The sequence below is a fragment of the Microbacterium sp. JZ70 genome, from assembly GCF_053903225.1.
The window spans coordinates 2,238,827-2,263,636 of record NZ_CP096405.1; the positions used below are offsets into that span (position 1 = coordinate 2,238,827).

General features: G+C 72.8%; 20 protein-coding genes. 16 read left to right on the forward strand and 4 right to left on the reverse strand.

Annotated elements, in window-relative coordinates; all coding sequences use genetic code 11:
* Positions 1 to 144 precede the first annotated feature (144 nt).
* Genes M1D46_RS10255 through ligA form a run of 5 tightly spaced genes read left to right on the forward strand, consistent with a single transcriptional unit; the run spans position 145 to position 7,663 of the window.
* Positions 145 to 1,962: a glycosyl transferase gene (locus M1D46_RS10255; RefSeq protein ID WP_282977650.1), complete on the forward strand. Its 1,818-nt coding sequence runs from the start codon at positions 145 to 147 to the stop codon at positions 1,960 to 1,962.
* A 38-nt stretch (positions 1,963 to 2,000) separates the two neighbouring features.
* Positions 2,001 to 2,942 carry a tetratricopeptide repeat protein gene (locus M1D46_RS10260; RefSeq protein WP_271171755.1) on the forward strand — a complete coding sequence of 314 codons (942 nt, stop codon included), beginning with the start codon at positions 2,001 to 2,003 and terminating at the stop codon, positions 2,940 to 2,942.
* A 13-nt stretch (positions 2,943 to 2,955) separates the two neighbouring features.
* Positions 2,956 to 4,149: a cysteine desulfurase family protein gene (locus M1D46_RS10265; RefSeq protein WP_282977651.1), complete on the forward strand. Its 1,194-nt coding sequence runs from the start codon at positions 2,956 to 2,958 to the stop codon at positions 4,147 to 4,149.
* Between the two features lie 10 nt (positions 4,150 to 4,159).
* A complete protein-coding gene (gene mnmA, locus M1D46_RS10270; RefSeq protein WP_421075471.1) occupies positions 4,160 to 5,263 on the forward strand; it encodes a tRNA 2-thiouridine(34) synthase MnmA in 1,104 nt (367 codons plus the stop codon).
* Positions 5,264 to 5,302: 39 nt separating this feature from the next.
* Positions 5,303 to 7,663: an NAD-dependent DNA ligase LigA gene (gene ligA, locus M1D46_RS10275; RefSeq protein WP_324011375.1), complete on the forward strand. Its 2,361-nt coding sequence runs from the start codon at positions 5,303 to 5,305 to the stop codon at positions 7,661 to 7,663.
* A 6-nt stretch (positions 7,664 to 7,669) separates the two neighbouring features.
* Here the strand turns inward: ligA and M1D46_RS10280 are convergent, their stop codons facing one another.
* Positions 7,670 to 9,373, reverse strand: coding sequence for a long-chain-fatty-acid--CoA ligase (locus tag M1D46_RS10280; RefSeq protein ID WP_456285478.1), 1,704 nt, complete (start codon positions 9,371 to 9,373; stop codon positions 7,670 to 7,672).
* Positions 9,374 to 9,431: 58 nt separating this feature from the next.
* Between M1D46_RS10280 and gatC the strand changes: the two genes are divergently transcribed.
* The 11 genes from gatC (at position 9,432) to M1D46_RS10335 (ending at position 22,078) form a co-directional block, all read left to right on the forward strand.
* A complete protein-coding gene (gene gatC, locus M1D46_RS10285; protein WP_271171760.1) occupies positions 9,432 to 9,734 on the forward strand; it encodes an Asp-tRNA(Asn)/Glu-tRNA(Gln) amidotransferase subunit GatC in 303 nt (100 codons plus the stop codon).
* Positions 9,731 to 11,260: an Asp-tRNA(Asn)/Glu-tRNA(Gln) amidotransferase subunit GatA gene (gene gatA, locus M1D46_RS10290; RefSeq protein WP_456285479.1), complete on the forward strand. Its 1,530-nt coding sequence runs from the start codon at positions 9,731 to 9,733 to the stop codon at positions 11,258 to 11,260. The genes gatC and gatA overlap by 4 nt, the downstream gene beginning before the upstream one ends.
* Positions 11,260 to 12,774 carry an Asp-tRNA(Asn)/Glu-tRNA(Gln) amidotransferase subunit GatB gene (gene gatB, locus M1D46_RS10295; protein WP_456285480.1) on the forward strand — a complete coding sequence of 505 codons (1,515 nt, stop codon included), beginning with the start codon at positions 11,260 to 11,262 and terminating at the stop codon, positions 12,772 to 12,774. Before gatA ends, gatB begins: the two co-directional genes overlap by 1 nt.
* A gap of 285 nt (positions 12,775 to 13,059) precedes the next feature.
* Positions 13,060 to 14,034, forward strand: a complete 975-nt coding sequence (locus M1D46_RS10300; protein WP_456285481.1) for a hypothetical protein — start codon at positions 13,060 to 13,062, stop codon at positions 14,032 to 14,034.
* A 197-nt stretch (positions 14,035 to 14,231) separates the two neighbouring features.
* Positions 14,232 to 14,798, forward strand: coding sequence for a crossover junction endodeoxyribonuclease RuvC (gene ruvC / locus M1D46_RS10305; protein WP_282977658.1), 567 nt, complete (start codon positions 14,232 to 14,234; stop codon positions 14,796 to 14,798).
* A 45-nt stretch (positions 14,799 to 14,843) separates the two neighbouring features.
* The gene (ruvA, locus tag M1D46_RS10310) at positions 14,844 to 15,464 is read left to right on the forward strand and encodes a Holliday junction branch migration protein RuvA (protein WP_282977659.1); all 621 of its coding nucleotides are present in this window, start codon (positions 14,844 to 14,846) and stop codon (positions 15,462 to 15,464) included.
* The gene (gene ruvB, locus M1D46_RS10315; RefSeq protein WP_282977660.1) at positions 15,457 to 16,497 is read left to right on the forward strand and encodes a Holliday junction branch migration DNA helicase RuvB; all 1,041 of its coding nucleotides are present in this window, start codon (positions 15,457 to 15,459) and stop codon (positions 16,495 to 16,497) included. Before ruvA ends, ruvB begins: the two co-directional genes overlap by 8 nt.
* 87 nt (positions 16,498 to 16,584) lie before the next feature.
* A complete protein-coding gene (locus tag M1D46_RS10320) occupies positions 16,585 to 17,031 on the forward strand; it encodes a preprotein translocase subunit YajC (protein WP_456285482.1) in 447 nt (148 codons plus the stop codon).
* Between the two features lie 64 nt (positions 17,032 to 17,095).
* On the forward strand, positions 17,096 to 18,793 hold the full coding sequence (secD, locus tag M1D46_RS10325) for a protein translocase subunit SecD (RefSeq protein WP_324011368.1): 1,698 nt from the start codon (positions 17,096 to 17,098) through the stop codon (positions 18,791 to 18,793).
* Positions 18,793 to 19,764 carry a protein translocase subunit SecF gene (gene secF, locus M1D46_RS10330; protein WP_271171769.1) on the forward strand — a complete coding sequence of 324 codons (972 nt, stop codon included), beginning with the start codon at positions 18,793 to 18,795 and terminating at the stop codon, positions 19,762 to 19,764. Before secD ends, secF begins: the two co-directional genes overlap by 1 nt.
* Positions 19,765 to 19,807: 43 nt before the next feature.
* Positions 19,808 to 22,078 carry a RelA/SpoT family protein gene (locus tag M1D46_RS10335; RefSeq protein ID WP_374727728.1) on the forward strand — a complete coding sequence of 757 codons (2,271 nt, stop codon included), beginning with the start codon at positions 19,808 to 19,810 and terminating at the stop codon, positions 22,076 to 22,078.
* On the opposite strand, the gene M1D46_RS10340 is transcribed toward M1D46_RS10335, so the two are convergent.
* From M1D46_RS10340 to M1D46_RS10350, 3 genes are all read right to left on the reverse strand, one after another.
* Positions 22,057 to 22,644, reverse strand: a complete 588-nt coding sequence (locus M1D46_RS10340; RefSeq protein ID WP_324011367.1) for an SAM-dependent methyltransferase — start codon at positions 22,642 to 22,644, stop codon at positions 22,057 to 22,059. The genes M1D46_RS10335 and M1D46_RS10340 overlap by 22 nt on opposite strands.
* A 97-nt stretch (positions 22,645 to 22,741) precedes the next feature.
* Positions 22,742 to 24,322 carry a DUF349 domain-containing protein gene (locus tag M1D46_RS10345; protein WP_456285483.1) on the reverse strand — a complete coding sequence of 527 codons (1,581 nt, stop codon included), beginning with the start codon at positions 24,320 to 24,322 and terminating at the stop codon, positions 22,742 to 22,744.
* An 87-nt stretch (positions 24,323 to 24,409) separates the two neighbouring features.
* Positions 24,410 to 24,712, reverse strand: coding sequence for a dioxygenase (locus M1D46_RS10350; RefSeq protein ID WP_456285484.1), 303 nt, complete (start codon positions 24,710 to 24,712; stop codon positions 24,410 to 24,412).
* Positions 24,713 to 24,810 lie beyond the last annotated feature (98 nt).

A 24,810-nucleotide genomic window follows, 5' to 3' on the forward strand; every position in this document is an offset into this window, starting at 1 on the left:
GCGGGCCTCTCGCCAGGATAGGGGTGCGTCGGCGCCGCGCCCGAGAGCGACCTGCTCGTGGGCGCCTTTCAGTTCGATTCGCTAACCTGAGCAGTCGGATGTCGAGACCCGCCGCCCTCGCGCGGGTCGGCGAGGAGTCATTTCGTGCGTTTCGTGTGGGCGGTTCTGGCCTTCGTGCTCGCGGCGGCGTCGTTCGGCGCCGGACTGGCGCAGCGCACCGTGTTCCTGGGCCCCGAGTCCGCCGAGCAGACCGTCTCGGTCGACGAGGAGCTGCCGTACCTCGTGATCGACGGCGACGCGTTCGCGCTGCGCCCCGGCGCGCAGACCCTCACGGTCCGGGGAGAGGGCCCCCTCTACACGGCCTACGGCCGCACCGCCGATCTCGAGGCGTGGCTCTCGGACCAGCGCTACAACCGCGTGAGCGCCGGCGACGGCGACGAGCTCGTGACGAGCGTCGTCGAGCCGGAGGTCGAGCCCACCGACGGCACCGAGGGGCGGAACCCGCAGGGATCCGACCTCTGGATCGAGGAGCAGACCGCCGAGGACGAGATCGTCCGGACGGATCAGCTCCCCGAGGGGATGAGCATGCTCGTCGCGGTCGACGGCAGCCAGCCGGCGCCGTCGGACGTGTCGATCGTGTGGCCGCTCGACCAGAAGACCCCCTGGTTCGGGCCGCTCATGGTCCTCGGCGGCATCTTCCTGGTGACGGGCCTCGTGCTGTACATCCTGGCGCTGCGCCACACCCGACGCCGGCGCGGCCCCATCCGCAAGGGCCCGGCCCTTCCTCCTGCCGAGGGAGACGACGACGGCGCATCGAAGGGCGTCATCTCGACGTCGCGCCGCGGTCGGCGGGCGCTCGTCGCCGTGCCCGCACTCGGCCTCTCCGTCGGCCTGCTCGCAGGGTGCACGGCAGACTCGTGGCCCGAGCTCGGCGGCGCCCCGACGCCGACCCCGACCCCGACGGCGACCGCCACGCTCGCGCCCGATCAGCAGCCGTCCTCCCTCACCGAGGCCCAGGCCGACCGCATCGTCGGCGAGATCTCGGAGACCGTCGCCGCGGCCGACGAGAGCCTCGACATCGACCTCGCCTCGCACCGCCTCTCGGGCCTCGCGCTCGAGACGCGCGAGGTCAACTACCGGCTCCGCGCCGAGATCGAGGACTACCCGCAGGCGGTCTCGATCCCGACCGGCCCCGCGAGCATCGTCCTGCCGCAGGCCGTCGAGGGATGGCCGCGGACGGCGCTGCTCATCGTCGCCGACGAGGACGACACGACGGTCGCCCCCACGATCCTCTCGATGACGCAGGACGACCCGTGGTCGCGCTACCGGGTCACCTACCTCGCCAACCTCGAGGCGGCGGCCGAGACGCCGCAGCTCGCGCCCGCGTGGCTGGGTGCCGCGCTCGTCGCCCCCGACTCGCCGTTCCTCGCGCTGGCGCCCGATCAGGTGGCGGCGGCCTACGCCGACATCATCGGCCGCGGCGAGGAGAGCGAGTACGCCGATCTCTTCGACATCTCGAACGACGGCTTCCTGACCGCCGTGGCCGAGAAGCGCCAGGCGACGATCGACAGCTTCAACGAGACCGGCGCCGAGACGGGCACGATCGAGTACGCGCAGGGAGCGAACCCGACGCCTCCGATCGCGCTGGCCACGCTCGACAGCGGCGCGATCGTCGCGGTCGGCGTCGACGAGACCGAGACCGTCCGCCCGACGAACGAGGACGCCGTCATCCGCTTCGAGGATGACGCGGCCCTCTCCCTCCTCACGGGGGAGACCGAGTCGCCCACGGGCGTCGAGACGCGCTACACCGATCAGCTCTTCTTCTTCGTGCCCGCGCAGGGGTCGGACGAGCGGATCCGCCTGCTCGGCTACACGTCCGCCATCCAGTCGGCCGAGCTCCTGCCCGAGCCCGAGGACGCCGAGGCCTCGGAGGGCGACGCCGACGCCCCGGAAGGCGAATAGGCTCGAAGTCTCCCCATCCCCGTCTCGGAAGGTGATCCATGAGTGACGTCGCCCCCGGCGCCGTGCTGCGCGGCGCTGTCGACCTGTCGACGCTGAAGAACCGCCCGGCCGCGCCCGCGTCGCCCCCGGCGGGCGGAGCGCCCGGCGCGCCGGCGCCGGCGCTCGTCTTCGATGTCACCGACGCGACCTTCGGCGAGGTCCTCGAGCTCTCCCAGCGCGTGCCGGTCGTCGTCGACCTGTGGGCCGAGTGGTGCGGCCCCTGCAAGCAGCTGAGCCCCGTTCTCGAGAAGGTCGTCGTCGAGCACGGCGGCCGGCTCGTCCTCGCGAAGGTCGACGTCGACGCGAACCCGCAGCTCTCGCAGGCGTTCCGCGCGCAGTCGATCCCGATGGTCGTCGCCCTGGTCGCCGGACAGCCCGTCCCGCTGTTCACCGGCGCCGTCCCGGAGGAGCAGGTGCGCCAGGTGTTCGCGCAGCTGCTGCAGCTCGCGGCGCAGAACGGGGTCACCGGGACGGTCCCCGTGCCGTCCGACGGCGATGCGCCGGCGGACGAGGCGGCCGCGCCCGCCCTGCCGCCGCTCCACCAGGAGGCGTTCGACGCGATCGAGGCGGGCGACTACACCCGCGCCGCCGACGCCTACGAGCGCGCGCTCAAGGAGAACCCGCGCGACGCGGAGGCCTCGGCCGGCCTCGCGCAGGTGCGGCTGCTGCACCGGATCCAGGGCGTCGACCTCCACGCGGCGCGCGCAGCCGCCGCCGCGGCGCCGGAGGACGTCGATGCCCAGCTCCTCGTGGCGGACCTCGACGTCGCGGGCGGGCACGTCGACGACGCCTTCGACCGGCTGCTGGACCTCTTCGCAGCGCTCCCGTCCGATCGGCGCGCCCCCGTGCAGGAGCGCCTCGTGGAGCTCTTCGGCGTCATCGGAGCCACCGACGCGCGGGTCGTCCGCGCGCGCGGGCGCCTGAGCTCGCTGCTGTTCTGACCGCGCGGTCGCCGTGAGCGCGTACCTCGACCACGCCGCGACCACGCCGCTGCGTCCCGAGGCGCGCGAGGCGTGGATCGAGGCGAGTGCGCTCGTGGGCAACGCGTCATCCGTGCACGGCGCGGGGCAGCGCGCGCGACGCGCGCTCGAGGACGCTCGCGAGCGCATCGCGCGCGCACTCGGATGCGAGCCGATCGAGGTCGTCCTGACCTCGGGCGGGACCGAGTCCGTCAACCTCGCCCTCAAGGGCCTCTGGTGGGCGCGCGCGGAGGGGCGCGACGTGATCGTGCTGCCAGACGGAGAGCACCACGCCGTGCTCGACACGGTGGACTGGCTTCGACGCGTCGAGGGCGCCGAGGTCGCGCCGGTCCCGATCGACGACCGTGCGCGCATCGATCCCGCGGCCTTCGCGCGCGTCGCCGCCGATCCGCGCGTCGCGCTCGCGACCGCGCTCGTCGCGAACAACGAGACGGGAACCGTGCAGGATGCGCCCGCCCTGAGCGCGGGCGCGGCGGAGGCGGGCGTGCCCCTTCACCTCGACGCGGTCGCCGCGCTCGGGCACCTCCCGGTCGACTTCCGCGCGTGGCGCGGTTCCGTCGACGGCGCGCGCGGACTGGTCGCGCTGAGCGTCTCCGGCCACAAGGTGGGAGCGCCGGTCGGCACAGGCGCGCTCGTCGTCTCGCGCGCGGCTGCGCCGCACGCTCTGCTCCACGGCGGCGGGCAGCAGCGCGCGCTGCGCTCGGGGACCCAGGACGTCGCGGGCGCCGCGGCCCTCGCGGTCGCCGTGGAGCTCGCGGAGCGCGAGCGCGAGACCGAGACCATCCGGATGGAGAGGCTGCGCGCCCGCGTCGTCGGCCGCCTGCGGACCGAGCTCCCGGAGGCGGTGGTGCTGGGAGATGAGGAGCACCAACTTCCCTCCACCCTCCATCTCCTGCTCCCCGGCGCGGCCGGGGAGTCGATGCTCTTCCTGCTCGACCAGGTGGGGATCGCCGTCTCGACGGGGTCGGCGTGCCAGGCGGGCGTCAGCGAGCCCTCGCACGTGGTGCTCGCGACGGGCCGCACCGAGCAGGAGGCGCGGCAGGTCCTGCGCATCTCGTTCGGGCGCACCTCCGTCGAGGCCGACGCGGAGGCGATCGCGACGGCGCTGCCCGCGGCGTACCGCCGCCTCGTCGCACGCTCTGGCCCCTCCTCAGGCGGGCGCTCGTAGACTGGAGGGCATGCGCGTCCTGGCGGCCATGAGCGGCGGAGTCGACTCCGCGGTCGCCGCTGCGCGCGCCGTCGAGGCCGGCCACGACGTCGTCGGCGTGCACCTCGCGCTCTCGCGTGCCGGGGGCACCCTGCGCACCGGCAGCCGGGGCTGCTGCACCATCGAGGACGCGATGGACGCGCGGCGCGTCGCCGACCGCCTCGGCATCCCGTTCTACGTGTGGGACTTCTCCGAGCGGTTCCGCGACGACGTCATCGACGACTTCCTGAGCGAGTACCGCGCGGGGCGCACCCCGAACCCGTGCATGCGCTGCAACGAGCGCATCAAGTTCGCCGCTCTCCTCGATCGCGCGCTCGAGCTGGGCTTCGACGCGGTCTGCACGGGCCACTACGCGATCCTGCGCGATGGGCCGCGCGGCCTCGAGCTGCACCGATCGAGCGAGGAGGCGAAGGACCAGTCCTACGTCCTCGGGGTGCTCACGGCCGAGCAGCTCGCGCACACGTACTTCCCGCTCGGCGACACGCCATCGAAGGCGCTCGTGCGCGCCGAGGCCGAGGCTCGCGGCTTCTCCGTCGCGTCCAAGCCCGACAGCTACGACATCTGCTTCATCCCCGACGGGGACACCCGCGGCTACCTGGCCGAGCGCATGGGGGCGGCTCCCGGCGACATCGTCGACCGCACGGGCTCGGTCGTCGGCAGCCATGAGGGGGCGCACGCGTTCACCGTGGGGCAGCGCAGGGGGCTGCGGCTCGGCGTGCCGGCACCCGACGGGAAGCCGCGCTTCGTCCTCGAGGTCCGCCCGGTGTCCAACGAGGTCGTCGTCGGCCCGAAGGAGGCGCTCGCGACCGCCGAGATCGCGGGCGCGCGCTACACGTGGGCCGGTGCGGCGCCCGAGACGCCCGACGAGCCGTTCGCGTGCGACGTGCAGATCCGCGCGCACGCCGACCCGGTCCCCGCCATCGCCGTCGTGCGCGGGGGAGAGCTCGTCGTCACGCCGGAAGCGCCCCTCGACGGCGTCGCGCCCGGTCAGACCGCCGTCATCTACGACGGCACGCGCGTCGTCGGCCAGTGCACCATCGACCGGACCGTGAGCGCCGTGCCCGTCGAGGCGTGACACGCCGCGGATGTCCGACCCGGTTCCTAGACTGAGAGCGTGACCGACGGCGACTTCGAGCTCCCCGACCTGACCCTCGACGAGGCGCGCGCCGAGGCGGCGACCCTCACCGAGCAGATCCTCCGCGCACGCGACGCGTACTACGGCGAGGACGCGGCCCTCGTCGACGACGCGACCTACGACGGATGGCTGCAGCGGCTCGAGGCGATCGAGCGGCGCCATCCGGAGCTGCAGGGACAGGACTCGCCCACCCAGACCGTCGGCGCGGCCGACGCCACGATGCTCGCGCCCGTCCAGCACGCCGAGCGCATGCTGAGCCTCGACAACGTCTTCTCCCTCGAGGAGCTCGCGGAGTGGTGCGCGAAGACCCAGGCGTCGGCGGGGCGCGCCGTGCGCTGGCTGACCGAGCTCAAGATCGACGGGCTGGCGATCGCGCTGCGCTATGAGCACGGCGTCCTCACCTCGGCGGCCACGCGCGGCGACGGACGCGTCGGCGAGGATGTCCGCGTCAACGCGCTGCGGGTCGCCGGGATCCCCGAGCGGCTCTCGGGGACGGGCCATCCGCCGCTCGTGGAGGTGCGCGGCGAGGTGTTCATCCCGGTCGCGGCGTTCGAGGAGCTGAACGCGCTGCAGGCCCGCCTGCGCGAGCGCGTCGTCTCCGAGGCGGCGGCGCGCCCCGGATTCGACGAGGAGAAGGCTCGCCGCAGCGCCGACCGGCGCTTCCCGGCGTTCGCCAACCCGCGCAACGCCGCCAGCGGCGGCCTCCGGCAGCAGCTCGACAAGAAGGATGGTCTCGAGCTCGAAGCGGGCATCGCGCGGATCGAGTCGCTGCGGCTGTATGTGCACGGGATCGGCGCGTGGCCCGATCCGCCGGTCGCGTCGCAGAGCGAGGTCTACGGCCTGCTCGCCGAGTGGGGTCTGCCGACGAGCCCGTATCTGCGCACGTCCGACGACGTGGACGGCGTCCTGGATTTCGTCGCGCACTACGGCGAGCACCGGCACTCGGTCGAGCACGAGCTCGACGGCATCGTCATCAAGGTCGACGAGCTCGCCCTGCACGACGAGCTCGGAGCGACGAGCCGCGCACCGCGGTGGGCGATCGCCTACAAGTACCCGCCCGAGCAGGTGAACACCGAGCTCCTCGACATCGTGGTCTCGGTGGGGCGCACAGGGCGCGCGACGCCGTACGCCGTCATGAAGCCCGTCCTCGTGGCGGGCAGCGTCGTCCGCCAGGCGACGCTGCACAACCAGGACGTCGTGAAGGCCAAGGGCGTGCTGATCGGCGACACCGTCGTGCTGCGCAAGGCGGGAGATGTCATCCCCGAGGTGCTCGGCCCGGTGGCCGAGCTGCGCGACGGCTCGGAGCGGGCGTTCGTCATGCCCGAGACGTGCCCCGAGTGCGGCACGCCGCTGCGCCCCATGAAGGAGGGCGACATCGACCTCCGGTGCCCCAACGCGAAGGACTGCCCCGCCCAGGTGCGCGGTCGCGTCGAGCACATCGGCTCGCGGGGCGCGCTCGACATCGAGGCGCTCGGCGAGGTCACGGCGGCGGCGCTCACCCAGCCGTCCGTTCCCGCGGAGCCGCCGCTGCGCACCGAGGCCGGTCTGTTCGAGCTCACCATGGAGCAGCTCGTGCCGATCGAGGTGATCGTGCGCGACGCCGAGACCGGCGAGAAGCGCGTCGATGAGGCGACCGGCGAGTTCGTGCGCCGCGCCCCGTTCCAGCGGCGGGAGCTGACCTACCCGCCGGGCTGGGAGGATGCGACGCCGTCCGAGCGGCGAGCGGCGGGCGTCCGCAAGGACCACGTCGTGCTCCACCCGTCCGCTCAGGCCGAGAAGCTCCTCGAGGAGCTCGAGAAGGCCAAGACGAAGGAGCTGTGGCGCCTGCTCGTCGCGCTCAACATCCGTCACGTGGGCCCCGTCGCCGCGCGCGCCCTCGCCGGCTGGTTCGGCTCGCTCGATGCGATCCGCGCGGCATCGCGCGACGAGCTCGCCGCCGTCGACGGCGTCGGCGGGATCATCGCCGACTCGCTCCTGGACTGGTTCGATGTGGACTGGCATCGCGAGATCGTCGACCGGTGGACGGCGGCGGGCGTGCGCTTCCACACGCCCGGCCATCCGGGGCCCGGGGCGGCCGAGGCGGAGGGCGGTGTGCTCTCGGGTCTCACGGTCGTCGCGACCGGCAGCCTCGAGGGGTACACGCGCGAGGGCGCCCAGGAGGCGATCATGCGAGCCGGGGGGAAGGCCGCGTCGAGCGTGAGCAAGAAGACCGACTTCGTCGCGGCCGGGCCGGGGGCGGGGTCGAAGCTCGCGAAGGCGGAGGCGCTCGGCGTGCGCATCATCGACGCCGCGCAGTTCCACCTCCTCGTGACGGAGGGGCCCGCCGCGCTGGGGGAGTGAGGCCGGTCAGCCGCCCGACGTGAGCGCGAGGAGCCGCTCCCGCACCTCGCGGCGCAGCACCTTGCCGATCATCGAGGTCGGCAGCTCGTCGACGACGAAGACCCGACGGGGGACCTTGTACGGCGTGAGGATCCCGCGCGCGAACGCCCGGACATCCTCTTCGTCGACCTCGGCTCCCTCGTCGAGGACGATCGCGGCGACGACCTCCTCCCCGCTGTGCGCGCTCGGCAGCCCCACCACGGCAGCGTCGGCAACGGACGGATGCTGGCGGAGCGCGATCTCGACCTCGGTCGGCGACACGTTGAAGCCGCCCGTGATGATGAGCTCCTTGATGCGGTCGACGATCGAGATGAAGCCGTCCTCGTCCATCGTGACGACGTCGCCCGTGCGGAACCAGTCCTCGTGGAAGACCGCGGCGGTGGCCTCCGGCCGGCCGTAGTACCCGCCGAAGACCTGCGGACCCCGTACGAGCAGCTCGCCGGGGGCGCCCGGCGCTGCATCGCGCGACGGGTCGTCCGGGTCGGCGACCCGCACCTCGGTGCCCGGGAGCGGCAGGCCGATCGCGCCGGCCTTCCGGTTCTCCGAGACGGGATTGACGATGAGCACGGGCGAGCACTCGGAGAGGCCGTAGCCCTCGACGAGGTAGCCGCCCGTCTCCTCCTCCCACGGCACGACGAGCTGCTCGTCGAGCGCCATCGCGCCCGAGACGCCGATGCGCGTCCCGGCGAGCGACACGCCCTTCTCTCGCGCGCGCTTGAGCAGGCGCTCCGCGATCGGCGGGACGAGGGGCAGCACGGTCGCGGGGTGACGTCGCGTCACGGTGAGCACCATGTCGGGATCGAACTTCGGGAAGAGCACGAGGCGCGCGGCCTGCGACATGGCGAAGGTGAGACACAGGGTCAGGCCGTAGGCGTGGAACATCGGGAGCACGGCGTACACGACCGTCCCCTCGCCGCGCGCGACGCCCGGCGTCCACGCGCGCGCCTGCGCGGCGTTGGCGAGCAGATTGCGGTGCGTGAGCGCCGCGCCCTTGGGATCGCCGGTCGTGCCGCTCGTGTACTGGATGATCGCGAGGTCGTCGGTCGCGGGCCGGGGGTGAGACGCCGGCAGCGGGTCGTGCCGGACGACGTCCTCCCACGCGTCGGCGCCCCGCACGGACGTCGTGAGCTGGGCACGCGTCTCGCGCAGCTTCGGCACGGGCAGCCGCAGCGCCAGCTGCATGAGACGCGGCATGCCGCGCGTGATGTCGACCGAGATCAGCGTCTTCACGGCGAGGTCGGCGGGGAACCCGCGCACGGTGTCGACGAGGGTGCTCCACACGATGGCGTGCTTCGCGCCGTGATCCTCGAACTGCTTGCGCAGCTCGCGCGGCGTGTAGAGCGGGTTGTGCTCGACGACCACGGCCCCGATCCGGAGCACGGCGTAGAAGGCGACGATGTGCTGCGGGCAGTTCGGCAGGATGATCGCGACGGGGTCGCCCTTGCGGACGCCTCGGGCGAGGAGGCCGGCGGCGGCCCGGTCGATCTGGGCACGGAGGTCGGCGTAGTCCACGACCCGCCCGAAGAACTGCAGCGCGGGGGCGCCGGGGAAGTCCCGTGCCGAGGCGTCGACGAGGTCGAGGAGCGATCCGCTGATCGGAGGCAGATCGTGGGGCACGCCCTCCGCGTAGGAGGAAACCCAGGGACGGGGCGGGTCGAACGGCTGCGTCACGCCTCCAGCCTAGGGGCGCGCAGCCGGAGCGCAGACCGCTACCGCCTAGACTTGTCGGGTGTCTGAAATCACCCCTGATCTCGTGCGCCATCTCGGTGTGCTCGCCCGGATCCAGCTCGACGACGAGGAGGTGACCCGCCTCACCGGAGAGCTCGACGCGATCGTCGACAACATCGCGAAGGTCGGCGAGGTCGCGACCTCCGACGTCCCGGCGACGAGCCATCCCATCCCGATGCAGAACGTCTTCCGCGCCGACGAGGTCGGCCGCATGCTCACGACCGAGCAGGCGCTGCAGAACGCGCCGGACGCCGACGGCGCCCGGTTCCGCGTGACGGCCATCCTGGGCGAGGAGCAGCAGTGAGCGACATCATCCGACTGACCGCCGCCGACCTCGCCGAGAAGCTCGCCGCGGGCGAGATCTCGAGCGTCGAGGCCACGCAGGCGCACCTCGACCGCATCGCCGAGGTGGACGGCGACGTGCACGCCTTCCTCCACGTGAGCGATCACGCGCTCGAGGCCGCCGAGGCCGTCGACCGCCGTCGCGCGGCGGGCGAGGAGCTCGGAGCCGTCGCGGGCGTCCCGCTCGCGATCAAGGACGTGCTCGTGACGACCGACATGCCGTCGACGTCCGGCTCGCGCATCCTCGAGGGGTACATGTCGCCGTTCGACGCGACGGTCGTCGCCCGGGCGCGCGCGGCGGGCCTCGTGCCGCTCGGCAAGACGAACATGGACGAGTTCGCGATGGGCTCGTCGACCGAGCACTCGGCCTACGGGCCCACGCGCAACCCGTGGGACCTCGACCGCATCCCCGGCGGATCGGGCGGCGGGTCCGCCGCCGCCGTCGCGGCCTTCGAGGCGCCGCTCGCGCTCGGCTCCGACACGGGCGGATCGATCCGTCAGCCCGCGCACGTCACCGGCACGGTCGGCGTGAAGCCGACCTACGGCGGGGTGAGCCGCTATGGCGCGATCGCCCTCGCATCGTCGCTCGACCAGATCGGCCCGGTCACCCGGACGGTGCTCGACTCCGCGCTCCTGCACGACGTCGTGGGCGGGCACGACCCGCACGACGCGACGTCGCTCGCGGACGCGTGGCCCTCGTTCGCCGACGCGGCCCGCGAGGGCGCGCGCGGCGACGTGCTGAAGGGCCTGCGTGTCGGCGTCGTGAAGGAGCTTCCCGACAGCGGCTTCCAGTCGGGCGTCGCGGAGTCGTTCCGGGCGGCGCTCGAGACGCTCGAGGCGCAGGGCGCGGAGATCGTCGAGGTCAGCGCCCCGCACTTCGAGTACGCGGTCGCCGCGTACTACCTCATCCTCCCCGCCGAGGCCTCGAGCAACCTCGCGAAGTTCGACTCCGTGCGCTTCGGCATGCGCGTCGACGTCCCCGGAGGGACGGTCGAGGACGTCATGTCGGCCACGCGCGACGCGGGCTTCGGCCCCGAGGTCAAGCGCCGCATCATCCTCGGCACCTACGCGCTGTCCGCCGGGTACTACGACGCCTACTACGGCAGCGCGCAGAAGGTCCGCACGCTCATCCAGCAGGACTTCGCGCGCGCGTTCGCGGACGTCGACGTCATCGCGACGCCGACCGCGCCGACGACCGCGTTCCGCATCGGCGAGAAGATCGACGACCCGCTCTCGATGTACCTCAACGACCTCACGACGATCCCCGCCAACCTCGCGGGCGTGCCCGGCATCTCGATCCCGTCCGGTCTCGCGTCGGACGACGGGCTGCCCACCGGCATCCAGTTCCTCGCGCCGGCGCGCGAGGACGCCCGCCTCTACCGCGTCGGCGCCGCCCTCGAGGCGCTGCTCGTCGACGCGTGGGGCGGCCCGCTGCTGGACCGCGCGCCGCGACTGGGCGGATCGCTGCTCGAAGGAGGGGCCCGCTGATGGCCAAGGACAAGCTGATGGACTTCGACAAGGCCCTCGAGCTCTTCGAGCCCGTGATCGGCCTCGAGGTCCACGTCGAGCTCAACACGAAGACGAAGATGTTCTCCGAGGCGGGCAACCCCGCCCACTCGGCGTTCCACGACGCCGAGCCGAACACGCTCGTGGCGCCCGTCGACCTGGGTCTTCCCGGCTCCATGCCGACGGTGAACGCGGAGGCCATCCGCTCGTCGATCAGCCTCGGGCTCGCGCTGGGCTGCTCGATCGCGCCGTCGAGCCGGTTCGCGCGCAAGAACTACTTCTATCCCGATCTCGGGAAGAACTACCAGATCAGCCAGTACGACGAGCCGATCGCCTACGAGGGCGAGATCGAGGTGGAGCTCGAGGGCGGCGACGTCTTCCGCATCCCGATCGAGCGCGCGCACATGGAAGAGGATGCGGGCAAGCTCACGCACGTGGGCGGCTCGACCGGCCGCATCCAGGGAGCGGAGTACTCGCTCGTCGACTACAACCGGGCCGGCGTGCCGCTCGTCGAGATCGTCACGAAGCCGATCTTCGGAGCGGAGCATCGCGCACCCGAGCTCGCGAAGGCGTACCTCGCGACGATCCGCGAGATCGCGCGCGGCCTGGGGATCTCCGAGGCGCGCATGGAGCGCGGGAACATCCGGTGCGACGCGAACGTCTCGCTCCGCCCGCGCGGCGCCGAGCGGCTCGGCACCCGAACCGAGACGAAGAACGTGAACTCGATGCGCTCGGTCGAGCGCGCCGTGCGCTACGAGATCCGGCGTCAGGCCGCGATCCTCGCCGAGGGCGGCACGATCATCCAGGAGACCCGGCACTGGCACGAGGACACCGGCACGACCTCGCCGGGCCGTCCGAAGTCGGACGCCGACGACTACCGGTACTTCCCGGAGCCCGACCTCCTGCCGGTCGAGCCGACCGAGGCCCTCATCGAGGAGCTGCGCGCTGCGCTGCCGGAGCCGCCCGCGGCACGCCGTCGTCGTCTCAAGACGGAGTGGGGCTTCACCGACCTCGAGTTCCAGGACGTCGCGAACGGCGGGCTGCTCGCGGAGGTCGAGGCCACGGTCGCCGCCGGCGCGTCGCCCGCGGCCGCTCGCAAGTGGTGGACGGGCGAGATCACCCGCATCGCGAACGCGGAGGGCCGCGAGCCGGCCGAGCTCGTGGCCCCGGCCGACGTCGCCGCCCTCCAGGGGCTCGTCGAGGCGGGCACGCTCACCGACAAGCTCGCGCGCCAGGTGCTCGAGGGTGTCATCGCGGGCGAGGGGACCCCGCAGGAGATCGTCGACGCCCGCGGACTCGCGGTCGTGTCGGACGACGGCGCCCTCGTGGCCGCGATCGACGACGCCCTCGCCGCGCAGCCGGATGTGCTCGCGAAGATCAAGGACGGCAAGGTCCAGGCAGCGGGCGCCATCATCGGCGCCGTCATGAAGGCCATGAAGGGCCAGGCCGACGCCGCGCGCGTGCGCGAGCTCGTCCTCGAGCGCGCGCAGCAGTAGCGCCACACGGGAGTCCGCGCCTCGGCGCGGGCTCCCGTCCGTGCGTCGACGCGCATGCCGACCCCGGCTCATCCGGGCTTCCCGCCGAGCGGGGAGGCCCTGCCGCGGCTCTCGGCGCGCGCACCGTCGCCGGGCGCCGGCGTGCTGTCTCGACGGCGCGAGCGCGTGCGACGGGGCCTGTGCCCCGGGGCGTCGCCGTGTGCACGTCGTGCGCCGTCCGGCGCGTCGCGTCCACAGCGGAGCCTCGGCGCGGATGCGGCGTCGACGAGACCAGAGCCTGATGTCATGTCCGAGCTCGTCTCTCCGCAGATCCTGCCCTCGCCGATCCTGCCCTCGCCGACCCCGCTGCTCCTGCCGCGCGACTCGGATGTCCGTCTCGACCGCGCGCAGCAGCGGGGCAGGCTCGTGCGCCTCTTCCGCGGGGTGTACGCGGAGGCCGCGGCGTATCGCGGACTGAGACCGTGGGAGCGCTACCTCGCGCGCGTGCACGCCTTCGCCCTCCTCCATCCCGAGGCCGTCCTCTGTCTCGAATCCGCGGCGGCCCTGCAGGGCGCACCCGTCTTCGGCCACCCCGATGAGGTGCACGTGCTGACGGCGAACGGGACCTCCCGCGCGACCGCGGGAGTCCGAGCGCACCGGAGCACCCGGCGGCGAGAGCTCGCCAGCGTCGCGGGCGTCACGGCGGTCGGCCCGGCCGACACCGCGCTCGATGTCGCTCGCCTCCGGCACCCTGTCATCGGAACGGCGATGCTCGACGCGCTCCTGCGACGCGCGGACGCACCGGATGGCGCCGAGCTGCTCCGACGGAACGCGCGGTGGAGGGGTGCCCGCGGCCGCGCGAAGGCGGAGGAGGCCATCCGATTCGCAGACGGACTCGCCGAGACCCCGCTGGAGAGCGTGAGCCGGTGCGTCGTGTCGTGGTCCGGTTTCGACGTCCCCGAGCTCCAGGTCGTCGTGCCGACGCGCGGCGGGGACTTCCGCGTCGACATGCGGTGGCGCGCGGAGCGCATCACCGGGGAGGCGGACGGCGCTCTCAAGTACGACGGCTCGCGGGGTGCTCCCGCGGAGGCCATCCTCGCCGAGAAGCGGCGAGAGCGCTTCCTTCGCGAGTGCGGCGAGGTCGTGCGGTGGGGATGGTCGGAGGTGCGGGCGCCCGCGGAGCTGATCGCCGCGCTCCGCACCGTGGGGCTGCCGCAGCGTCGCGCACCCCGCGACGCTCTGCTCATGACGCTTCCCGCTGCGCTCGGCGCGCGCCCGTGAGACCGCGAACCAGCGCCGAGACTGCGCCCGGGCGCCCAGGGGCGCGGCGGCGGCGCGCCTCCGGGCGCGGGCGCGCACCCTCGGCGCCGGGCCGCACTCTCGGCGCCGGGCCGCACTCTCGGCGCCGGGCGGGCGTGTCGGCGCCGGGTTCGGCGCGGGGTCCCGGGGCGGATGCCACGGGCGCGTAGCGTGGAGCCATGCGCGTGCTCGGCATCGACCCCGGACTCACCCGCTGCGGAGTGGGCGTCGTCGACGTGCAGCGCGATCGCACTGCCGCGCTCGTGCACGTGGGCGTCGTCCGGTCGCCCGTCGACGCGACCGTGGCCGAGCGGCTCGCGATCATCGCGCGCGGCATCCGCGAGGTGCTGGCCGCGCACGCGCCCGACGTCGTGGCCGTGGAGCGCGTGTTCGCGCAGCAGAACCGCTCGACCGTGATGGGAACGGCCCAGGCGGCCGGCGTCGCGCTGCTCCTCGCCGCGGAGGCGGGGCTGCCGACAGCGACCCACACGCCCAGCGAGGTCAAGGCGGCGATCACGGGCTACGGCTCGGCCGACAAGCTCCAGGTGCAGACGATGGTCGCGCGGGTCCTGCGGCTCGACGAGCTGCCGCGCCCTGCCGACGCCGCCGACGCGCTCGCGCTCGCGCTCTGCCACGCATGGCGGGGCGGCCCCGCTCCGACCGCGGCGACGGCGGACGCGCTCACCCCCGCCCAGCGGGCCTGGGCGGCCGCGGAGCGGCGCACGCGCGGCGCGGTCGCGCGGTGAGCGTGTCGTCTCGAACATAGGTACGACGCACCGTAGGGTGGAGGGATGATCTCGTCTCTGCGCGGAACCGTGCTGCACACCGGCGCCGACAGCGTCGTCGTCGAGGTCGGGGGCGTCGGCCTGTCCGTGGCGGTCCCCGTCGACGTCGCCCGCACCGCGCGGACGGGGGAGCAGATCCTCCTGCACACGCACCTCATCGTCCGCGAGGATCAGCTCGCGCTGTTCGGGTTCGCCGAGCGCGACGAGCTCGAGGTGTTCGCGATCCTCCTCGGCGTGACGGGCGTGGGCCCGAAGTCGGCGCTCGGCGTGCTGTCGGGCCTCACGATCGACCAGATCGCGGAAGCCGTCGCGAACGAGGACGACAAGCCGTTCCGGAAGGTGTCCGGCATCGGGCCGAAGACCGCCAAGCTCATCGCCCTGCAGCTCCAGGGCAAGCTCGCCGCCCCCGCGCCGTCGGCGGCACGCGTCGGCGGCGCCCCGCACGACGTCGTCTCGCAGGTCACGCAGGCGGTGACGGGGCTCGGATGGCCCGAGCGCGTCGCCGCCGATGCGGTGGCCGCGGCCGCGGAGACCGCGTCCGACGCGGATCGCGCCTCGGTCCAGGCGCTGCTGCGCCTCACGCTCGCGGCGCTGGGCCCCGCGCAGCCGGGAGGCGCACGTGGCTGAGCGCGACATCGCATCGCCCGAGCCCGCAGACGACACCGAGCTCGCGATCGAGGGGGCGCTGCGTCCCGCGAGCCTCGAGGAGTTCGTCGGCCAGCACAAGGTGCGCGGCCAGCTCCAGCTCCTCCTCGACGCCGCGCGCATCCAGGACCGCCCCGCCGACCACATCCTCCTGGCCGGACCGCCCGGCCTCGGCAAGACGACGCTCGCCATGATCGTCGCGCACGAGAGCGGCCGCCCGCTGCGGATGTCGAGCGGCCCAGCCATCCAGCACGCGGGCGACCTCGCGGCGCTCCTGTCGAGCCTCGTGCCGGGGGAGGTGCTCTTCATCGACGAGATCCACCGGATGGCCCGCACGGCCGAGGAGATGCTCTACCTCGCGATGGAGGACTTCCGGATCGACATCATGGTCGGCAAGGGCGCGGGCGCGACGAGCATCCCGCTCGACCTGGCGCCGTTCACCCTCGTGGGCGCGACGACGCGGTCGGGAATGCTGCCGAACCCGCTGCGCGACCGGTTCGGCTTCACGGCGCACCTCGAGTACTACGAGCCCGAGGAGCTCGAGCAGGTCATCGCGCGCTCGGCGCGGGTGATCGGGATGGACCTCGCCGGCCCGCAGCGCGAGGAGATCGCCCGCCGATCGCGCGGGACGCCCCGCATCGCCAACCGGCTGCTGCGGCGCGTGCGAGACTTCGCGCTCGTGCGCGCAGGGGGCAGGGCGGCCTCCCTCGAGGACGTCCGCGCGGCGCTCGAGCTGTACGACGTCGACCGCATCGGGCTCGATCGCCTCGACCGGGCGGTGCTCGACGCGCTCGTGCGGCGGTTCCGCGGCGGCCCCGTCGGGCTCGGCACGCTCGCGGTGTCGGTCGGGGAGGAGGCCGACACGGTCGAGAGCGTGGTCGAGCCGTACCTCGTCCGCATCGGCTTCATGGGGCGCACGCCCCGGGGCCGGATCGCGACCCCCGAGGCCTATGCGCACCTCGGCGTCGCCCACGCCGCGCACGGGCAGACGCCGCTGAAACTCGATGACCTATAATCGCTGAAGACTTCGCGTCGGGCTCTCCGGCGTCGTCACCCTCCCGAGCCGATGACGGCTCACGCACGTCTGAAAGGCGCTTCCTCCATGGATATCCTCCTCCTCGTCGTCCTGGCCGCGCTGCTGGTGTTCATGTTCATCAGCTCGCGCCGCCGCACCAAGAAGATGAAGGAGGAGCAGGAGCGCCGCCAGCTGCAGATGGTGCCCGGCGCGCGCATCATGACGCGCAGCGGCCTGTTCGGCACGATCGTCGCCTTCGACCCCGAGGACCTCACGAAGCCCGCCGAGGTCGAGATCGCGCCCGGCGTCGTGATCGAGGTGCACGCCCAGGCGATCGACCTCGCTCCCGAGACGGCTGCCGCGGAGACGGCCGACGAGGACGCTCCGGCGGACGAGGAGCCGGCCGACGCCGAGCAGGAGCTGCTCAACCTCAGCGGCGCCGACGTCGAGAAGCCCACGACCGACGACCGCACGCCGGACGCCGACGGCACGGGCTCGACCGAGCTCCCGGGCGACGACAAGCCCAAGAACTGACATCTCCCTGACCGGCCGGCCCGCGGAGAGCGGGGCGGTCGGCCGACCGGAAAGCTGACGTCCCGTGGCGACATCCTCACCGACGCGCAGAGCGCTGCGCACTCTCACCGGCCTCCTCGCCCTGACCGCGGTGCTCTTCGGCATCAACGCGCTCGGCGTGCACGTGTTCCAGAAGAGCTCGTGGGTCCCCGAGCTCGCGCTCGACCTCCAGGGTGGCACGCAGATCATCCTGGAGGCGCAGACCGACGGCGCCACTCCGACCGACGAGCAGATGCGCCAGGCGGTGACGATCATCCGCCAGCGCGTGGACGCATCCGGCGTCTCCGAGGCCGAGGTGACGACGCAGGGCGCGAGCAACATCGTCGTGCAGATCCCCGGCGTCGCCGACGACGCGACGCGCGAGCGCGTCCAGGCGAGCGCGCAGATGCAGCTGCGCAAGGTGCTGTATGCCAACCAGGCGTCCAACACGTTCGTGGGCGAGGACGGCGAGACGACGCCCTACCCGACGCCCGACCCGTCGCTTCCCGCCACGCCCACGGCCGAGCCGACCGCGGGCAACGACCCCGCGTGGATCACGCCGCGGCTCCAGGCGGAGTACCTCGCGTACGACTGCGCCCAGCCGAGCGACCCGGCCGCGGCGTCGCCCGATCAGCCGCTCATCGCGTGCGACGAGTCGGGCACGGCCAAGTACCTCCTCGGGCCGCTCGAGATGGACGGCTCGTCGATCACCGACGCGCAGGCGGTCGTGCAGCAGCAGAACGGCCAGTGGGCCGTGCAGCTGCGCTTCGACGCGGAGGGCACCGAGACCTTCGGCGAGGTCAGCCAGGCGCTCTACGGCCAGACCCAGCCGTACAACATGTTCGCGTTCGTGCTGGACGGGAAGGTCATCTCGGCGCCGACCATGGACGCCGTGATCACCGACGGGCGCCCGAGCATCTCGGGCCAGGGCATCACGCAGGAGACGGCGCAGACCCTCGCCGACCAGCTGAAGTTCGGCGCCCTGCCGATCAGCTTCGAGGTCGTCTCGTCCGACACGATCTCCGCGACGCTCGGCTCGCAGCAGCTGCAGATCGGCCTCATCGCCGGCCTCATCGGACTCGGGCTCGTCGCGCTGTACGTCGTCGCCATCAGCTACCGGGCGCTCGGCTTCGTGATCATCGCGTCGCTCGCCGTGATGGCGGTGCTCACCTACATCCTCCTCTGCATCCTCTCGTGGCGCCTCGGCTACCGCCTCTCGCTCGCGGGCGTCGCGGGCCTCATCGTGACGATCGGCTTCACCGCCGACTCGTTCATCGTCTACTTCGAGCGCATCCGAGACGAGCTGCGCGACGGGAAGACGATCACCGGGGCGGTCGAGGACGGCTGGGCGCGCGCGAAGCGCACGATCTACATCTCGAAGTCGATCAACATCCTCGCCGCCGTGGTGCTGTACATCCTCGCCGACGCGACCGTGAAGGGCTTCGCGTTCACCCTGGGGCTCACGACCGTCCTCGACGTGCTGATCTTCGTGATCTTCACGCACCCGGTCATGCAGCTGCTCGCTCGCACGCGCTTCTTCGGCGGCGGCCATCCGCTGTCCGGCCTCGACCCCGAGGCGCTCGGCGCCGTGTACCGCGGGCGCGCCCAGTTCCGCGAGCCCGTCGCCGTCGCGCCGCGCGCGCAGCGCGCGCGAGGGGAAGCGGAGCGACGCCAGACCATCGCGGAACGGAAGGAAGCCGAGCGCCTCGCAGCCGAGCGCGTCGGCAAGGAGGAGAACGTCTGATGCGCTCGATGGCACAGTGGGGCAACGACCTCTACACGGGCAAGGCGTCGGTTCCATTCGTCGGCCGCCGCAGGACCTGGTTCATCCTCGCGATCGCGCTCATCGCGCTCTCGGTGCTCGCGCCGTTCGTGCGCGGCGTCGAGCTGTCGATCGAGTTCACCGGCGGGTCGCAGTACACCGTGTCGGCGCCGTCGAGCACCGACCAGTCGATCGCGACCGAGGCGGTCCACTCGGTCGTCCCGGACGCCGAGGCGAAGGTGACGGTCGTCGGCGGCGCCGACATCCGCGTGCAGACCTCGCAGATGTCGCAGGACGAGACGCGCGAGGTCTCCGCCGCCCTCGCCGAGGGGTATGGCGTCGATCAGGCCGAGGTGACCGACTCGTTCATCGGCCCGACCTGGGGCGCCGACGTGACCCGCCAGTCGCTGTGGGGTCTCGGCGTCTTCCTCCTGCTGACGTTCGTCATCCTGGCGATCTACTTCCGCACGTGGAAGATGTCCGTCGCGGCGATCATCGGCCTCGTCGACGTGCTCGTCATCACGATCGGGATCTACTCGCTTGCGGGCTTCGCGATCTCGCCCGCCGCCGTGATCGGCTTCCTGACGATCCTCGGCTACTCGCTGTACGACACGACCGTCGTGTTCGACAAGATCCGCGAGAACACCGCGGAGGACGGCGAGATCTCCGGCCGCACGTTCGGCGAGTCGGTGAACCTCGGCGTCAACCAGACCCTCATCCGCTCGATCAACACGTCGATCGTCGCCGCCCTGCCGGTGGCCGCGATCCTCTTCATCGGCGTGTTCTGGCTGGGCGCGGAGACCCTCTCCGACATCTCGCTGTCGATCTTCGTGGGCATCATCGTGGCCACGTACTCGACGCTGTTCGTGTCGGCCCCGCTGTACTCGCTCATGCGCGAGAAGGAGCCCGCCATCGCGCAGCGCGACGCGCGCGTGCTCGAGGCCCGGGCTTGACCGCGACCCCCGCACCGGCGCGCGTCCGGCCGGGCGTAGGATGATGTCCACGCCCGGCGGGCGCGGGAGGAGAGCGATGGCGGACAGCATCTCGAGCCCGACGAGCCTGCGCCGGCTCGTGCCGCGGATCTTCTCGAGGGCACCCCGCTACGCCGACCTCTCCAAGCTCCTCACCTCGGTGCGCGCGAACCACCCGCGCGGCGACATCGCGATCATCGAGCGCGCGTACCAGGTCGCGGCGGAGAAGCACCGGGGCCAGAAGCGCCAGAGCGGCGAGCCGTACATCACGCACCCGCTCGCGGTCGCCGAGATCCTCGCGGATCTCGGGCTCGGCCCGAAGGCGATCGCCGCGGCCCTGCTGCACGACACCGTCGAGGACACGGGGTACCCGCTCGAGGATCTCCGCGCCGAGTTCGGCGACGAGGTGGCGCTCCTCGTCGACGGCGTCACGAAGCTCGACAAGGTCAAGTACGGCGAGAGCGCCCAGGCCGAGACCGTCCGCAAGATGATCGTCGCGATGTCCAAGGACATCCGGGTGCTCGTCATCAAGCTCGCCGACCGCCTGCACAACGCGCGCACGTGGGGCTTCGTGCCCCCCGAGAAGGCGAAGAAGAAGGCGACGGAGACCCTCGAGATCTACGCGCCGCTCGCGCACCGACTGGGCATCCAGGCGATCAAGTCCGAGCTCGAGGACCTCTCCTTCGCCGTGCTGTACCCCAAGATCTACAACGAGATCGACAGCCTCGTGAAGCAGCGCACGCCGCAGCGCGAGCAGTACGTGCAGCGCGTCATCGACGACGTGAGCATCGACCTGCACGAGCTCCGGATCCGCGGAACCGTCGTCGGCCGTCCGAAGCAGCTCTACTCGGTGTACCAGAAGATGGTCGTGCGCGGACGCGAGTTCGACGACATCTACGACCTCATCGGCATCCGGGTGATCGTGAGCAGCGTGCGCGACTGCTATGCGGTGCTCGGCGCGATCCACGCGCGCTGGACGCCGCTTCCCGGGCGCTTCAAGGACTACATCGCGACCCCCAAGTTCAATCTCTACCGATCCCTGCACACGACCGTGATCGGCCCGGGCGGGCGCACGGTCGAGATCCAGATCCGCACGCAGGAGATGCACCAGCAGGCGGAGTACGGCGTCGCCGCGCACTGGAAGTACAAGGAGCGGATGGCCTCGGGCCAGGTCGACGAGCGGCTGTCCGACACCGACATGGCCTGGGTCGCGCGCCTGAGCGACTGGCAGGCGGAGACGAAGGATCCGGGCGAGTTCCTCGACTCGCTGCGCTTCGAGATCGGCGCGAAGGAGGTCTACGTCTTCACGCCGAAGGGACGCGTGATCGGACTGCCCGCGGGCGCGACCCCCGTCGACTTCGCCTACGCCGTGCACACCGAGATCGGCCATCGCACGATGGGCGCCAAGGTCAACGGACGTCTCGTGCCGCTGGACTCCCAGCTGAACTCGGGCGACATCGTCGAGGTCTTCACCTCGAAGAACCCCGACGCGGGCCCGAGCCAGGACTGGCTCGCGTTCGTCAAGAGCTCGCGCGCGCGCAACAAGATCCGCGGCTGGTTCACGAAGGAGCGCCGCGACGAGGCCATCGAGCAGGGCAAGGAGGCCATCGCGCGCGCGATGCGCCGCCACAACATGCCGCTGCAGAACCTCAAGGACTCGCTCGCGGAGGTCGCGCACCAGCTGCGCCTCGAGGACGTCTCCGCGCTCTATGCCGCGGTCGGCGAGGGACACACCTCGACGCAGTCGGTGCTCGAGAAGGTCACCGCGCTGCACCAGACGGTCGAGCCCGCCACGGGTCCGCTCGACCTGCCGGCGACCGCGTCGCAGCGGAAGGTGCACGGCGGGGACTCCGGGGTCCTCGTGCGCGGAGCCGATGACATCCTCGTGAAGCTCGCGAAGTGCTGCACGCCCGTGCCCGGGGACGAGATCGTCGGCTTCATCACGCGCGGGCAGGGCGTCTCGGTGCACCGCGCGGACTGCACGAACGTCCGTGCGCTCAAGGACAACCCCGAGCGGATGATCGACGTCGAGTGGGCGCCGACGACCAAGAGCGTCTTCCTCGTGCAGATCCAGGTCGAGGCCCTCGACCGCGCAGGCCTCCTGTCCGACATCACGCGCGTGCTCAGCGAGCATCACGTCAACATCCTGTCGGCGAACGTGTCCACGACGCGCGAGCGCCTCGCGATCTCGCGGTATGTGTTCGAGATGGGCGACACGGTGCATCTCGATCGCGTGCTGAACGCCGTGCGCCGCATCGACGGCGTCTACGACGTCTACCGCGTGACGTCCTCCTGATCGGCCGCGCCCCGGCCGTCCGGTCCGAGCTCGTGGAGGAGGGCGACGGCCGCGACCGCGTGGGTGCGCCGAGGATGCGCGCGGAACCACGCGAGCGCCGCGCGCCGCGTGGACTCGTCGGCGGCGAGGCGCGCCACGGCATCGGCTGATCCGCGGTCTCGCGGATCGGGACGCGCGGCGTCCCGTGCCAGGTCGGCGAGGGTGCGCGCCGGCGTGGCGACCGCGGTGTCGCCGAGGAGCGCGACGTCGGCGGGGGAGAGCTCCTGGTCGTGGAAGCGGAGACGCCGATCGACGACGCGGGTGATGCGCCAGGGGACCGCGCGCTGCACGTCGAGCGGATCCGGCGGCTCGCCGGTCGCCCCGTGGATCCAGGCCGCCGCCATCCCGACGAACGCGCAGCTCGGCGACAGAAGCGGCGCGAGCGCCGCGGCCCGGACGAGCGGCGGGGTGGGCGCGTCCGCGGGCAGGAAGCCCTCCCCGAACGGGACGAGCTCGCCGTCGAGGCACGCCGCGCGCAGCTCCGCGACGCTGAAGCGCCGCCCGGGGAAGAGGACGGCGGTGCTCATGCGGGCCAGTGTCCCGCGCGCGTCGGGGGTCGCGTGGATGCCTGTGGACGACGAAGCGGCCCCCGTCCGGTGGACGAGGGCCGCTTGCGGAGCGCGGTCAGCCGCCGATCGCGCGCAGCCAGGCCTGTCGGGCCTCGAGCGCCTCCTTGGCGTCGGCGATCGCCTTGCGGTCGCCCTTCGCCTCGGCGGCGGCGAGCTCCTCCTGGAGCTTCTCGATCGCCTCGCGGAGCTGGCTGCCGAGGTCGTTGGCGCGGGCCTTCGTCTCGGGGTTGTTGCGCTTCCAGTCGAGGTCCTCGCGCTGCTTGAGCTCCTGCTCGATCTTGCGGAGCTGGTCGTCGAGCCCGCGCTCGACGTCGCGCGGGAAGATGCGGCCCACCTCGTCCCAGCGGCGCTGGATGCCCGTCAGGATGCGGCGCGCCTCGGTCAGGTCCTTCGTGTCCGGGACGACCTTCGCCTCCTCGAGCAGGGCCTTGCGCGCCTCGATGCGGGGAGCCGACTCGGCCTGCTCGGCGGCGTCGCGCTCGGCGCGCGCCTGGTACAGGGCGTCGCCGGCCGCCTTGAAGCGCGCCCACAGCGCGTCGTCGGCCTTGCGGCCTGCGCGGCCCGAGCGCTTCCACTCGTCGAGGAGCGTGCGGTAGGCGGGGATGCCCTCCTCGCCGCGCGGCGCGAGCGCCTCGGCCCGCTCGATGAGGCGGTTCTTCGCGTCCCGCGCGGCCTTGTGCACCTCGTCGAGCTCGGCGAAGAACGCGCGACGCTGACGCTCGACCGTCGAGCGGGCATCGCGGAATCGCTTCCACAGCGCCTGCGCCTGCGCCTTGGGCAGGCGCGGCCCGTTCTGCTGGTGGTTCTGCCAGGCCGCGAAGAGGTCGGACAGCTCAGCCGTCGCCTGCTTCCACTGGACCGTCTTGGGATCGCGCGCCGCGAGGGCCTCGGCCTTCTCGACGATCGCGGTGCGCTCGACGATCGCGGCCTCGACGGCGGCGCGGGCGGCCGCGGCCTCCTCGGCCGTCGCCTCGGCGAGCGCCTCGATGAGCGTCGTCAGCCGCTTCTCGAGGCCGGCGAGGTCGCCCACGGCCGTCGCGCCGACGACGTCCTTCTGAAGGCGGGTGGCCTGACCGCGCAGGTCGCTCGCGGAGGCGCCGCCGCGCGTGTGGCGCTGCTCGAGGGTCGCGACCTTGAACTCGAGGTCGGCGAACTTGCGCACGAAGTAGTCGAGCGCCTCCTGCGGCGTGCCGTCGGGGAACTCGCCGACGACGCGCCACTGGTCGCCCTCGCGGACGGACACGACGCCGTTCTCGGTCACGCGGCCCCAGGTCTCCTCGACGACGACGGCGCCGGGCTCGGTCGGCTCGGCGGGCGCGGCGGGAACCGGAGGACCCGGACGCGGCGACGGAACGGGGGCGGGCGCCTCGGCGGCGGGCGCGGGCTCGGGCTCGGCCGGGGTCTCGTCCGCGGGAACGGGTGCGTCCTCGGCGGGCGTCTCGTCGGCGGGAGCCGCCGGGCTCGCGGCGTCATCGCCGTCGGGGGCGGGGACCTCGCCGGCCTCGACGACGGCGCTGTCGGCGATGGCCTTCTCCGTGAGCGCGTCCGCGTCGGCGGTCGTCGCTTCGACGTCGGCCGCGACGGCCGCCTCCTCGGGCGTGGAGTCGGTCTGGGGGGTGTGCTCGGGAATCGACACAGGAATCTCCTTGCGCGGGCATCCGCGGGAGGGGAACAGGACGCGCCCCAGCCTAGTACGGGCCGTGGCCGCGGTCTGCGGCGGACGTCATTCCGCTGCGGGCGTCTCCGAGGGTGCGGGCGTCGTGGCCGCGGGCGTCTCGAGCGGCGCCGGGACGGTGGTTCCGGTCGGCGACGGCGTCGGGGTCGGCTCCGGTGCGCCGGGGCCGACGGAGTAGAACAGCGCCTGCGCCGCGATGGCGCCCGCGATGACGACGGCGGCGGCGCTCAGGGCGATGACGTTGTCGCGTCGACGTCGGGCGACCTGCGTCTCGTGGAGACGCCTGCGGGCCTCGTACAGACGCGCGCGCTCACGCGCCTCGCGCTCGGCACGGTTCTTCCCGTTGACCAACGGATTCTCCTTCGTTCACGGTCTGAGCCGGGCAAGAGACTACGCCGCCGCCCCGCGGGCTCCCAAACCCGTGCCGTGTCGCCCTGGCCCAGGCCGGT